Annotated in this window: 14 protein-coding genes; 9 read left to right on the forward strand and 5 right to left on the reverse strand. The window is 32.4% G+C overall.

Annotation, left to right across the window (positions count from 1 at the left end; genetic code table 11):
* Positions 1-492 (forward strand): DUF4296 domain-containing protein, encoded by a 492-nt coding sequence (locus WPG_RS08155; RefSeq protein WP_052471190.1) that lies wholly within the window; start codon positions 1-3, stop codon positions 490-492.
* Here the strand turns inward: WPG_RS08155 and WPG_RS08160 are convergent.
* Positions 489-1,502: an SDR family oxidoreductase gene (locus tag WPG_RS08160; protein WP_045471195.1), complete on the reverse strand. Its 1,014-nt coding sequence runs from the start codon at positions 1,500-1,502 to the stop codon at positions 489-491. The two genes, WPG_RS08155 and WPG_RS08160, sit on opposite strands and share 4 nt — an antisense overlap.
* Before the next feature lie 83 nt (positions 1,503-1,585).
* Here WPG_RS08160 and tyrS point away from each other — a divergent pair, with 83 nt between their 5' ends.
* Positions 1,586-2,884: a tyrosine--tRNA ligase gene (gene tyrS, locus WPG_RS08165; RefSeq protein WP_045471197.1), complete on the forward strand. Its 1,299-nt coding sequence runs from the start codon at positions 1,586-1,588 to the stop codon at positions 2,882-2,884.
* Between the two features lie 235 nt (positions 2,885-3,119).
* Here the strand turns inward: tyrS and WPG_RS08170 are convergent, their stop codons facing one another.
* The 3 genes from WPG_RS08170 to WPG_RS17380 all read right to left on the reverse strand — a co-directional run bounded on the left by WPG_RS08170 (position 3,120) and on the right by WPG_RS17380 (position 7,298).
* Complete coding sequence (locus WPG_RS08170; protein ID WP_045471199.1) at positions 3,120-4,100, reverse strand: acyltransferase; 981 nt, start codon at positions 4,098-4,100, stop codon at positions 3,120-3,122.
* A 74-nt stretch (positions 4,101-4,174) separates the two neighbouring features.
* Positions 4,175-5,089 (reverse strand): T9SS type A sorting domain-containing protein, encoded by a 915-nt coding sequence (locus tag WPG_RS17375; protein ID WP_052471191.1) that lies wholly within the window; start codon positions 5,087-5,089, stop codon positions 4,175-4,177.
* A 172-nt stretch (positions 5,090-5,261) separates the two neighbouring features.
* Entirely contained in the window at positions 5,262-7,298 is a 2,037-nt protein-coding gene (locus tag WPG_RS17380) for a T9SS type A sorting domain-containing protein (protein ID WP_084221550.1), read from the reverse strand.
* Between the two features lie 230 nt (positions 7,299-7,528).
* On the opposite strand from WPG_RS17380, the gene WPG_RS08185 reads away from it, so the two are divergent.
* Both WPG_RS08185 and WPG_RS08190 read left to right on the forward strand, forming a co-directional pair.
* Positions 7,529-8,215 (forward strand): response regulator transcription factor, encoded by a 687-nt coding sequence (locus WPG_RS08185; protein ID WP_045471201.1) that lies wholly within the window; start codon positions 7,529-7,531, stop codon positions 8,213-8,215.
* The gene (locus WPG_RS08190) at positions 8,215-9,258 is read left to right on the forward strand and encodes a sensor histidine kinase (protein ID WP_045471203.1); all 1,044 of its coding nucleotides are present in this window, start codon (positions 8,215-8,217) and stop codon (positions 9,256-9,258) included. Before WPG_RS08185 ends, WPG_RS08190 begins: the two co-directional genes overlap by 1 nt.
* Here WPG_RS08190 and WPG_RS08195 read toward each other — a convergent pair.
* Positions 9,241-10,248 (reverse strand): glycosyltransferase, encoded by a 1,008-nt coding sequence (locus tag WPG_RS08195; RefSeq protein ID WP_231850276.1) that lies wholly within the window; start codon positions 10,246-10,248, stop codon positions 9,241-9,243. The two genes, WPG_RS08190 and WPG_RS08195, sit on opposite strands and share 18 nt — an antisense overlap.
* A 158-nt stretch (positions 10,249-10,406) precedes the next feature.
* On the opposite strand from WPG_RS08195, the gene trmB reads away from it, so the two are divergent.
* From trmB to WPG_RS08220, 5 genes are all read left to right on the forward strand, one after another.
* Positions 10,407-11,081: a tRNA (guanosine(46)-N7)-methyltransferase TrmB gene (gene trmB / locus WPG_RS08200; RefSeq protein WP_045471207.1), complete on the forward strand. Its 675-nt coding sequence runs from the start codon at positions 10,407-10,409 to the stop codon at positions 11,079-11,081.
* A gap of 3 nt (positions 11,082-11,084) precedes the next feature.
* A complete protein-coding gene (locus WPG_RS08205; RefSeq protein WP_045471209.1) occupies positions 11,085-11,714 on the forward strand; it encodes a lysine transporter LysE in 630 nt (209 codons plus the stop codon).
* A 1-nt stretch (position 11,715) separates the two neighbouring features.
* Complete coding sequence (locus tag WPG_RS08210; RefSeq protein WP_045471211.1) at positions 11,716-12,045, forward strand: MGMT family protein; 330 nt, start codon at positions 11,716-11,718, stop codon at positions 12,043-12,045.
* A 134-nt stretch (positions 12,046-12,179) separates the two neighbouring features.
* Positions 12,180-13,319, forward strand: a complete 1,140-nt coding sequence (locus WPG_RS08215; protein WP_045471213.1) for an Mrp/NBP35 family ATP-binding protein — start codon at positions 12,180-12,182, stop codon at positions 13,317-13,319.
* Positions 13,320-13,559, forward strand: coding sequence for a NifU family protein (locus WPG_RS08220; RefSeq protein ID WP_045471215.1), 240 nt, complete (start codon positions 13,320-13,322; stop codon positions 13,557-13,559). It abuts the gene before it with no gap.
* Positions 13,560-13,592: the final 33 nt, after the last annotated feature.

The following is a 13,592-nucleotide window of genomic DNA, read 5'->3' on the forward strand; positions in this document are numbered from 1 at the left end:
ATGATTAAGAATATAAGAGTTATAATAGTATTATGTCTTTTGGTTTTTGCATGTAATAAAGATGACAAACCAAAACGACCAGATAACCTTATACCAAAGGATAAAATGTCTAATATTTTGCACGACTTATATATTATAAATGGAGCTAAAGGCGTAAATAGAAAATTGTTAGAGGCTAATGGTTTTATGCCAGAAACGTATCTACTAACTAAATATAATATTGACAGTATACAATTTGCTGATAGTAATGCTTACTATGCTTTTAATACAGAGGAATACAAATCAATTGTAAGTGAGGCAAAAGCTAGACTTGAAAAAGAGAAAGTAGAATTTGAAGAACTTCAAAAAATAGAGGGGCAAGCAGCTAAAATTAAACGAGATTCAATATCGAGGATAAACAAACGCAAAAACGACTCTATAAATAAAATTAATAAGCGCAAAAAAGATTCAATTAAAAAATCTATTGACAGCTTATACGTAACGAAAAATTAAATATCATTTAGGTATAATTTACTAACCTCATTAATTGATTTATTAATAGGTTTAAATTCAAAATTTAAAACGTTTTTTAGCTTAGAATTATCATACTTTGTAATACTTATTGCAGATTTTGCGTTTTGCTTAGATAAGCTCCTTCGTTTACCTAAAATTTTAAATTGTAACCAATCTAATCTCCAAGCTATTTGTAATAACCATGGTTTAGCTTCTTTAAGAGGCGGTTTAACATTCAATGCATTTGCTGTTTTGGTCTGAAACGTTTTAAAACTCAAATTTTCAGATACTAAAATGAAACTTTCGTTTTTAATAGAACTTTGCATTAGTTGATACATAATACTAACGACATCCCAAACATCAACATATCCAGTAATTCCGTTAACGAAATAACGCATACCATTATAAATTTGCTTAAATAAATTCCCACTGCTTCCACCTTTCCAAAAGCCTCCACCCAAAATAATTCCTGGATTTACTATCACCGTATCTAAACCTTCCTGTGAGCCACGCCAAACTTCTAATTCTGCGCCATACTTTGTTATAGCATAAACGCTATTGTCATCTTCGGGATTCCAAGCTGTTTTTTCATCAATTAGTTTTTCGGGATTATTATGGTGACCAATAGCAGCTATTGAACTGACATAACATAGTTTTTTAATACGATTAGCGATGCATAGGTTTACAATATTAGCTGTCCCTTTAATATTAACCTTACGTAAGATTCTGTATTTATCAGGTTCAAAAGATACAAAGGCAGCACAATGGTATACATTAGTAATATCTATAAAAGCCTCTTGGAGTTTTGGAATATCATTAATCTCAGCTTCAATCCATTCAATTTTATTAAAAAGTGCCTCAGGATTATCAGAAAAATATGAGAACACGTGTTTAACACGAGCTAATGTCTTTTCTCGCCTAAAGGTTGCTCTCACATGCTCATTATTACTTACTAATTTAAAAAGCAAGTGTGATCCAACTAAACCTGTTCCCCCAGTTACTAAAATCATAAAGCTAAATTACGCTTTTTTAGAATTGTCTTTTGTCTTTTAAAGCGGAAACATATCTTTGCGGAAATTTAATTATAACTATAATGGGAAAGCATTTTGTAGAAGAATTGAAATGGAGAGGAATGTTACACGATAGCATGCCAAGAGTTGAGGATCATTTATCTGAAGCAATGCGAAGTGCTTATGTTGGTTTTGACCCAACTGCAGATTCTTTGCATATTGGTAATCTTGTACCTATTATGTTATTAGCACATTACCAACGTTGTGGACATAAACCAGTAGCTTTAGTTGGAGGTGCAACAGGCATGATTGGTGATCCATCTGGGAAGTCTAGTGAAAGAAACTTATTAGACGAAAAAACGCTACGTCACAACCAAGATGCCATTAAAAGGCAACTTTCACATTTTTTAGATTTTGAAAGTGATGATGCTAATGCTGCAGTTTTAGTGAATAACTACGACTGGATGAAAGAATTTTCATTCCTTGAATTCATTAGAGATGTAGGTAAACATATTACTGTCAATTATATGATGGCTAAGGATTCTGTAAAGAATAGAATTTCTAGTGAGTCTTCGAATGATGGTATGAGCTTTACTGAGTTTACATATCAATTAGTACAAGGCTATGATTTTTTGCATCTATATAAAGACAATAGTTGTACTATTCAAATGGGTGGAAGTGATCAATGGGGAAATATTACGACAGGAACAGAGTTAATTAGACGAATTGGTGGAGGAAAAGGTTATGCTATAACATGTCCTTTAATTACAAAAAGTGACGGTTCTAAATTTGGTAAATCTGAAGGAGGAAATGTGTGGCTAGATGCTAATAGAACATCACCATATAAATTCTACCAGTATTGGTTAAATTCTAGTGATGAAGATGCTGAAAAATATATTAAAATTTTTACATTTTTAACTCAAAAAGAGATTGAAAACTTAATTGCAGAGCATTCTGAAATGCCTCATTTAAGAGTTTTGCAAAAACGTTTAGCAGAAGAGATTACAACAATGGTACATTCTAAAAATGAATTTGAAAATGCTGTAAAAGCATCACAAATTTTATTTAGTAAGTCCTTTAAGGAAGATATTAAAACATTAGACGAAAAAACCTTTTTAGATGTTTTTGAAGGCGTGAAGCAAACTGAACTACCTCAGATAGATTTAGTGTCTGGTATCGATATGATTGCTGCTTTAGCTGCAAAAACAAACTTTTTAAGTTCTAATGGTGAAGCAAGAAGAGCTTTAAAAGAAAATGCTATTGCGATTAATAAAGTAAAAGTAAAAGAAGATTATGTATTGACTTCTGAGGATTTAATTAATGATAAGTACATTATCATTAGTAGAGGTAAGAAAACAAACTTTATCTTAAAAATCATTTAAGATTTTATACAAAAAAGTGCCCGAAATCTCTTTCGGGCTCACTAACCAGTCAATCAACTTAGAGACGTTTAAGTTAATTTTTCTTTTTCATAGAATTATTAAACTTTGTCGTCTCTCGATTTAAGACGTCTTTTTTCGTAAACCTTTCAGATTATTTTTAATCATTTTTTTAAGGTGCTATTTCACAAAAGAATTTTTGAGTAAGTAAGACTTCTCCACAAGAATTAATAGCTTCTTATAAAGCCATTAAATTACATCCTCTAATATCAGAATTATCGAATCTCCCTATAATTTCAAACACGCCATTTTCATCAACTTTGCCCAAATCTTGGGTAGCTATAAAAGCGCAAGAATTAAGATTTGCTAAGTCAATCACATTAATGCCACCAGTTTTATTTGGTTGCTGAAGGGTTAAAGCATCTTCGGTATCTCTAGTTAATATTTTCATCCAAGGTACAGATTCAAAAACTCCATTCCCTTTTGAATAAGCCTGACTCAGAAGTTCAGTCATGCCATACTCACTATGAATTTCTGTGACTCCAAATCCAGATTTAAGAATAGTATGTAATTCTTGTCGTATGATTTCCTTTCGTCTCCCTTTCATGCCGCCAGTTTCCATAATAGTAGTATGCTTTAGATGAAACTGAAATTGTTCAATCAAATCTAATAAAGCAAAAGAGACTCCTATTAATAATGTTTTTTGACCTCTGGTTTCTAACTGATTCAATGTGTGCGCTAAATCCTTAAGATTGTTTAGGTAAAATCCACTTTCAGGTTGCTTAGATTTTTTAATCAAATCATTGACCATATATATTAATGACGAGCCATCACGCTCAAGATAAGACGGTAATAAAGCCAATACAACATACTCTTCAATATTGTTATAAAAATGCTTAAAACCATTTAAATAGCTTTCTTCATAAAGTTTAACATCAGTAACTATATGCTTGCTAGTTATACTTCCTGTTGTGCCAGAACTCGAAAAGATTTTTTGGACTTCACTTTTAGAGCTCAAAATGGTCTGGCTTTTAAAAAATTGAATTGGTAAAAAAGGAATTTCTTCTATACTTTTTATATCAGATGGATGCTTGTAAAGTAAGTCGCAAAATGATCTATAAACAGAGTTATTTTCAAATTGAAATCTAAAAATGTCTATAGCCAAAGCATTAAATTCAGCTTCAGATTTAATATTAAAAATAGCATCTTTAGAAATCATTTTGTAAAAATATGGAAAATAAAAAAGCGCAGCCTCAACTTTAGACCGCGCTTTTAAAATGCAATAAATAATGTTTATCTAATCACTAATTTCTTAGTCGTAGAAGCATTATTTTGTGTAATCTTAACAAGGTAAATACCTGTGTTTAAGTTTGACACGTCTATAGAATTATTTGAGATAGTCGCATTTTTAACCTGCTTTCCTAACATATCAAAAATCTGAATATTCATTTCATCACTATTTGATGAAGCAATATTCACAATTCCTGTATTTGTTGGATTAGGGTATATTTTAAATGTACTTATTTCGAATACTTCATTAGACAAAGAGGTTTCGTTAAACGATTGTGCTACTTTTAAGTTATCTATAAGAATAGTTTCATCGTCAGCTGAGTCTGATTGTCTAAGTGCAAAAGAAACAATACCTGCATTAGTACCAGGAGCATCATTAGCAATAATTGAAGAGTCGGTTTCTGTTGAAGCATCAAGCCACAATTCAGAAACAATTTCGTCTTGATCAAATTTAACAGTTACTCGATATGTTGTACCATATGTTAAATCAGTTGGCCATGTCACATCAGCCTCAGTAGAAATTGTAGAAATGCCTATGACATAATCACCACCATTTAAGGGCTCTGAGAGATCAACACGTGCAAAAAAACCAGATCCACTATCTTTAAAGTGAGCAAAATATTCATTATCTGTGCCAGTAATTGGGTTTCCAGGATCTTGTACAGTCATATCAAAAGCAAAATAGATATTCCCTGGGACTGCCCCAAATGGGAGGTTAATATCTTCACTGGATGCATGAGAAATAGCTGCCTGACCAGATATTACTAATAAATTACCATTAGGACCACTATGGTTTGTCCATGTGCTATTACCAAGTAAAGGGCCATCAGGATATGAGAAAGTCTCAGTCGCAATTAATTGTCCAAAGGATAAAAGAGAAGTTAACAGCATTAAACAAGTATAGTATAATTTTCTCATGATGTGTATTTAAAATTGTAAAATGAGAAAAGCATTAATAGAATTTAGAAAAATTAAATTTATAAAAGACGTCAAGAATATATCTATATACTTTCTCAAAACACTAAAATACGTATAAAAAAAGTATCTCGATTATTATCGAGATACTTTTGCTTTATTCAATCAAAAAAGTTTATCTAATCACTAATTTCTTAGTCGTAGACGCATTATTTTGTGTAATCTTAACAAGGTAAATACCTGTGTTTAAGTTTGACACGTCTATAGAATTATTTGAGATAGTCGCATTTTTAACTTGCTTTCCTAACATGTCAAAAATCTGAATATTCATTTCATCACTATTTGATGAAGAAATATTCACAATTCCTGTATTTGTTGGGTTAGGATATAATGAGAAATTAGTTGTTTCGAAGTCATTTGTAGATAATACTGTTTCAGCAAAAGTCTGTGCTATAACTAAATTATCTACTAATATACCTTCATTTTCAGATGAGTCAGATTGTCTAAAAGCAAATGAAGCAACAGTATCACCAGGATCAGCTTCGTCAGCACCTATAATTGATGTGTCACTTTCAGTAGCAGCATCAACCCAAAGTTCTGCTATATTAGTATCTTGATTATATCTAACGGTTACTCTATAAGAACTGCCATAAGTTAAATCAGTAGCCCAAGTTGCATCGGCTGTGTTTTGGTCAGAAGAGATACCAACGGTATAATCTCCTGCGCCAGAAGGAGCAACAATATCAAGTTGAGCAACAAATCCAAAACCATCGTCCTTAAAATGAGCAAAATATTCAAAATCACTTCCACCATCTCCAATCGGTACTCCAACATCTGGAACCGTCATGTCAAAGGCAAAAAACAATTCTCCAGAAACAGATGTAAATGGTAAGTTGATATCCTCACTTGGTGTTCCATGTTGTACTAGAGCTTGTCCAGAAATTACTTGTAAGTCACCATCGTTGCCACTATGGTTAGTCCATTCGCTATTTCCTAGTAAACTACCATCTGCATAAGAAAAAGTTTCAGTAATAGGTAAAGTCAGTTGTGGGTCGCAATTAGGACTGTTAATACTTCTAGAAAAGTCACAACTACTGTTGCCAGCATCTCCCATGAAAGTAACGGTAAAATCTGTGCCTTCAGTTATACCAGTAATCGTAATTGTTCCAGCTGCGACGCTTGTTGGGTCATCGCCGCCCACAGTACCATTTCCTCCTGTATCAACTATGTAAGTTGAAGTTCCACCACCTGTGTATTCTATCGTTACATTATAAGTATCTGTTGTAGCAGGAGTAATAGCGTCACATGTTTCTGTAATAGTTCCAACTTGTAAATCACAAGGATATGCTATGCTAAAGTCGATCGAATCAGTGTCTAAAACGCCACCATCAATTAAATCTAAACTAACGGTGTATGTGTCACCATCTGCAGTAGGAGAAATTGTAAATGGACTAGTAACTCCATTTGTTGTAACAGGTGAACCTGCGTTAGTAGTTACTGTAATATTTACTGTTGCACCAGGAGCATTTGCAACTGTGAATTCTATATCAACAGAAGTTGTTCCAGAGTCAAGTGCCTGATTATTATTAGGAGACGTAATTGATACTGTAGGATTAGTATTAGCTGTAGTAGAATAAGATCCAAATGGAACTATGTTACTCAAAGCCGAAGCTGAATTACAGAGCCCTTCATTATCAAGTATATTTAACGCACCATAAGTGAAATCTGTTACTACAAATGCACCTCCGTTAGCTGCTACACCATCTACACGATAAACGTAAGAATCTAAATGTTCCCAATCTAGACCTGTGGCATCCTCATTTTCAACACCAAATCTATCAATAATTGTATCTCCAGCATCAGTAAGTTGCCATGCATCATCACCATTTCCATTGACACTACTATTTTCTATTACATTGGTAGTAATACCAAATTCAGAATCAATAGTAGCACTACTATTGGTGATGTAAGCAAAAGCATCAGAAATAGTACCTAAAGAAGATATATCAATAATACCTGTAAATCCATTTCCATTTGATTGTCTAACTAAGTTCCAACCTGTAAAGTCAATAGTACCATCTACATAAATTTCGACAGTTCGTCCTGCTTGACTAGGACAGGAAGAATCCACGTAACTAGTAATAACAGCTTCTTGTCCAAAAGACAGAGATGTTATAAGCATTGATAAGCATAAAAAGTAAAGTTTTTTCATAATCGATTATTAAAAAATTAGTTCATAAATATACTAACAAATAGTGAGTTTGTATAGAAGAGTTTATTAACAAATGTCTTTTTTACAATAAGTTAACATAGTAACTGTTAGATGGTTTTAATTTACAGTAACTTAGAATTTAATGTTAGCGAATTGTTATCAATTAGGAATTCTCATTAAGTTAAGGTAGATATATTTTATATTTACGAAACCTTAAAATTGTATTTACATTGAAGAAAAAGGATATCAAAATATTATTGGTAGATGATGAACCAGATATTTTAGAGATTGTAGGTTTTAATTTATCTGCTGCTGGTTACCAAGTAATTACTGGTGAAAATGGAGTTGAAGCGGTTGAAAAAGCAAAAAAACATAAGCCTCACTTAATTATTTTAGATGTAATGATGCCAGAAATGGATGGAATTGAAGCTTGTGAGCGAATAAGAGAGCAATCTGATTTGAGTGATACAATTATTACATTTTTAACTGCCAGAGGCGAAGATTATTCTCAAGTTGCTGGTTTTGATGCAGGAGCTGATGATTATATAGCAAAGCCTATTAAACCTAAAGTCTTAGTGAGTAAAGTAAAGGCACTTTTAAGACGTCTTAAGAACTCTGAAGACGCAGCAGATGCTATTGTTAAGATTGGGGATTTGGTAATTTATAAAGAAGAATATAAGATTACCAATAAAGGAGTAGAAATTACGCTACCAAGAAAAGAGTTTGAATTGTTATCTTTGTTAGCAACCAAACCTGGTAAGGTTTTCAAGCGCGAAGAGATTTTAGACAAAGTCTGGGGAAATGAAGTTGTTGTTGGTGGAAGAACAATAGATGTTCATATTAGAAAGCTTCGCGAGAAAATTGGCGATAAATCCTTTAAAACCGTAAAAGGCGTTGGTTACAAGTTTGTGGACTAATGCAGAAAAAAAACCTTAGGAAAACTTATAAATTTGCATTGCGTACTTCGCTTTATGTAACTTTATTTACAACACTCTTGGTGAGTGTTTTTTTATACTACTATCATACGTTTAATTGGCAGATTGTACTTTTTCCTGTGATTTGCTTTCCTCTATGTTTTATTATTGTTCAGTATAGAGTAGAGCGTTTTATTTATAGACGTGTTAAAAAGATATATGATGATCTTACACTTTTAGAGTCTACCAGTTTAAGACAGCAACCCATTACCACAGATATGGGAACACTTACCAAAGAAATTGATAAATATGCAAGAGATAAAAAAATTGAAATTGAAACTTTAAGAGTTAGAGAAGAATATCGTAAAGAATTTATTGGTAACGTATCTCATGAATTAAAAACACCTTTATTTACTGTGCAGGGCTATGTGGATACCTTATTAGACGGAGGTATTAAAGATGAAAAAATAAGAAAGAAGTATCTCACTCGTGCAAGTAAGGGTGTTGAACGTCTATCTTATATTCTTAAAGATTTAGATATGATTACCAAACTAGAAGTTGGTGATCTTAGATTAGACAAAGAAGAGTTTGATACTGTTAAACTTGTACAGAGCGTGTTTGATCTTTTTGAAATGAAAGCCGCTAAGAAAAATATAACATTGACTTTTGATATTGATTATACAGAGCCTATAATGGTTAATGCAGATAAAGAACGAATTCAGCAGGTGCTAACCAATTTAGTAGTTAATTCTATTAAATATGGAAGAGAAAAAGGGACTACAGAGATTAGTATTGAAAATCTAATAAAAAACAAAGCTATTATCAGAGTAACAGATAATGGTGAAGGCATATCTGAACAAAATTTGACACGCCTCTTTGAACGATTCTATCGTGTCGACAAAAGTGGATCTCGAAAAGAAGGTGGTTCAGGGTTGGGTCTATCTATTGTAAAGCATATTATTGAAGCTCACGAAGAAAAAATCTATGTAGAAAGTGAATTAGATGTTGGTAGTGAGTTTTCTTTTACCTTAGAAAAGACTAAATAATTTGTTGTAATTAACCACGTATTCTTGCGATTCAAAACCTGAATAATTTTCAACTTCTGATAGCATTTTTATATTAAACTCATTTTGAGTTGAATATGGTACTATACTTTCATCATTCAATTTTTTAGCCAAATATTCTTGTTCAAACTGTCCAGGTGTAGGTATAAAGAAGGCTTTCTTTTCAAGTTTTGCTAAATCCATTATTGTGGTATAACCAGATCTGCTTAAAATAAGATTACTTTCATTTATAGCTATTTCAAGTTCTGTACTAGTCATAAAATTATAAATAGTTATGTTTCCAAGAATTTCTTTTTGTTGATTAGATTCAATCTTCCCTTTAATAAGAAGAATTTTGCCTTTATAATGTTCTAAATCACTTAAAAGCTTTTCTTCTAAAAAAGTACGCTGAGGTTCTGGACCAGATAATAAGACAAGAAGATCGTATTTAGCTTTTGTATCAATTTTTTTAAATCGAGTTAAAGGCCCTAGATATTTTACGTCTTGTGGAAAACCTTCTATATGACCTAAATTTCCACTTAAATTTTTAGTACCAATATGATCTGGCACCCAACATTCATGAAACTTAGAAATTATCTTTTGATGTAGTTTAGAGCTTAACCAAGTCGTACTTCCACTTAGAACCCGTAATTGGTGTGTTATAAATACAGAAGGTATTTGTTTATGTCTTACGCCAAATCGATTATCTGAAATTATACCAGAAATTGCTTCACATTCAACAATAGATTCTATGTGTTTTTTCTCCTTTTTTATAGTTTTTAAAAGATGTGGAGAATCTTTTATCAATTTTAACTTAAAACTATTAGCCTTCTTTGCATAAGTAATATTGTATGACGGGAGTTCAATAGATTGTAGTTCAGGAAATTCTTTTTTTAATAGCTCTAAAGCAACTCCATCACTAGCGATAATGGGTAAAAAGCCATGCTCTATTAAGGAGTTAATAATAGGAATACAACGTGTTGCGTGCCCCAATCCCCAATTTAAAGGAGCGACTAAAATACGTTTCTTGTTTCGAGCAGAATCCAGAATCCTTTATTATTTTAGAGATGTCATTAATAAACAAAGATAAACCTAAAATGTTTCCTTAATTTTACCAAATTATTAATATTACGAAGAAATAATAAGTACCAGTGGGAAGTAAAAATAAACTTAAACGCTTTAAAGAAAACGAAACGTTTAAGAACGTATTCCAACCCTCCAGAGATGAATTAGTTAATGCTAATTATCATTTAAAAGGAAATTGGAGAAAAGACGTTTTTAAAAATGATAAGCCATTAGTTTTAGAATTAGGATGCGGAAAAGGAGAATATACAATTGGTCTAGCAAAGCGTTGTCCTGATAAGAATTTTATTGGCATTGATGTAAAAGGAGCTCGTTTTTGGAGAGGTGCAAAAACTGCAATTGAAGATAATATCCCTAATGCAGCTTTTATTAGAACTCAAATTGAACTTATAGAATATGTTTTTGCAGAAAATGAAGTAAATGAAATTTGGATTACGTTTCCAGACCCTCAGATTAAATACAAGCGCACAAAACATAGAATGACCAACCTCCAGTTTTTAGAACGTTATAAAAAAGTACTAAAAGCTGATGGATTGATGCACTTAAAAACTGATAGTGAATTTATGCATGGTTATACACTTGGATTACTTCATGGTTTAGGATACGAGGTCTTGTATGCTAATCATAATGTATATAAACTCGAAGGAAGTCCAGAAGAAGTAACTGAGATTCAAACCTTTTATGAAAATCAATATTTAGAGAAAGACAAAGCAATTACGTATATTAGATTCAAAATCAACTAAAATTTGAGTATTACAGTCGTATTCTTCCTCGGACTCTTCGTGGCACTTCTAGGAGTCATTCCTCCAGGATTGCTTAATATGACAGCAGCAAGAATAAGCCTAAAAGAAGGTGCAGGACGAGGAATTATGTTCTCTACAGGAGTTTCAATCGTAGTTTTTATTCAAACATATATAGCTGCAATTTTCGCAAGATATTTATCTAATCGGCCAGATATAGTAGAAATTCTACAGCGTGTGGCTTTTGTTATTTTTGTACTTATTACCATTTATTTTTTAGTGCTAGCTTCAAAGCAATCTGAAGCTAAAGTAGAAACTGAAATTAAAAGTAAACATGGTCGTTTATTACATGGTATGTTGCTTTCTGCTCTTAATGTATTTCCTATTCCGTATCAAGCCTATATGACTATTACTTTAGCATCTTTTGGTTGGATGAATTTTGAACGTACTAGCCTTATTACTTATGTTACTGGTGCATCTATGGGTACGTTTGTAGCACTTTATTTTTACATATTTTTCTTTGATAAAATAAAAGATAAGAAGTTTACATCTCAAAAAAGTATGAATTTCAGTATTGGAATAATTACCGGACTTGTAGCGCTTATCACTTTCATTAATATTTTAAGAGAACTTTAAAATGAAGCCTGAAACTTTAGGATTTTTTGAAAAAGTATATGACGTTGCAAGACTAGTGCCTTTTGGAAGAGTAACAAGTTATGGCGCCATAGCTAAATATTTAGGGGCTGCAAAAAGCGCAAGAATAGTAGGATATGCTATGAATGGTTCTGGAGGAAAAGACGTGCCAGCGCATCGTGTTGTAAACAGAAAAGGCCTTTTAACAGGAAAGCATCATTTTGAAGGGACCAATTTAATGCAGCAACTTTTAGAGAGTGAAGGAATTGAGGTTGTAGATAATCAAATCCAAAACTTAGAAACTGTGTACTGGGACCCAACAAAAGAATTATGATTTTAAAACGTATTTAAAAGCATAAAATAGCTCTATTTAGAATCTAAATTGAGGCATTAATCAATTCAATTTTAACCCTTCAAAATTTAAACTTTTAGCAGTATCTTTGCATTTAGAATTAATCTAGATAAGAAGTGAAGCTTAATAAACAAGATATATTAAACGCGCTAAAAACTATAACCGCTCCTGGTGAAGGGGAAAATATGGTAGACAGTGGTGCAGTAACCAATGTAGTGACATTTGCAGATGAGGTTATTGTAGATATTACGATTAAAAACCCAAGCCTTCAAGCAAAAAAGAAAACAGAAGTAGAGATTTTGCAAACTATTCATAGAACTGTTTATGAAAAGGCAAAAATAACAGTCAATATTAAAGTTGACGCTCCGAAGAAACCAACTACAAATGAAATTAAAGGGAAATCGATTCCTGGGATACAGAATATTGTAGCTGTAGCTTCTGGTAAAGGCGGAGTAGGCAAATCTACAGTAACAGCAAATCTAGCTGTTACCTTAGCGAAAATGGGTTTTAAAGTTGGTGTTTTAGATGCGGATATTTATGGGCCATCAATCCCTATTATGTTCGATGTAGCTTCAGAAAGACCATTATCAGTTAATATTAATGGAAAGTCTAAAATGAAACCTGTAGAAAATTACGGTGTTAAAGTATTGTCTATAGGGTTTTTCACAAAACCAGATCAAGCTGTAATTTGGAGAGGACCAATGGCTTCAAAGGCTTTAAATCAAATGATTTTTGATGCAGCTTGGGGAAAATTAGACTTCTTATTAATTGATTTACCACCAGGAACAGGTGATATACATTTAAGTATTATGCAAGCACTTCCTATTACAGGATCTGTTGTAGTAAGCACACCTCAAAATGTAGCTTTGGCAGATGCAAAGAAAGGTGTCGCAATGTTTCAACAAGATAGTATCAATGTTCCTGTTTTAGGGATTATAGAAAATATGGCATATTTCACTCCTGCAGAACTACCAGAAAATAAATATCATATATTTGGTAAGGAAGGAGCAAAAAATCTAGCTGAAGATTTAGAAGTTCCATTTTTAGGAGAAGTGCCATTAGTGCAAAGTATTAGAGAAGCTGGTGATATTGGACGACCTGCAGCATTACAAACTGCAACTCCAATAGAAGAAGCTTTTGAAGCCATAACTCGAGAAGTTGTGCAGCAAGTGGTAAATAGAAATGAAGATTTACCAGCTACAGAGGCGATAAAAATTACGACAATGGCAGGTTGCTCTGCTGTAAATAAAAAGTAAATGAGCTCAGAAGAACTTAAATTAAACGTTGAAAAAGCATTAGATGAAATTCGTCCATTTTTACAAAGTGACGGTGGCGATATTAACTTATTATCTATCGATGATGGTAGATTTGTTAAGGTACAACTCGTAGGTGCTTGTACATCTTGTAGTGTAAACCAGATGACATTAAAGTCTGGTGTTGAGATGACCATTAAGAAATATGCTCCTCAAATTGAAAGTGTTATTAATGTAGAATAGTAAATGTGATATTTATCATCATTCAAATTAAAA

Origin of the sequence: Winogradskyella sp. PG-2, from assembly GCF_000828715.1 — a bacterium.
Lineage (GTDB): Bacteria > Bacteroidota > Bacteroidia > Flavobacteriales > Flavobacteriaceae > Winogradskyella.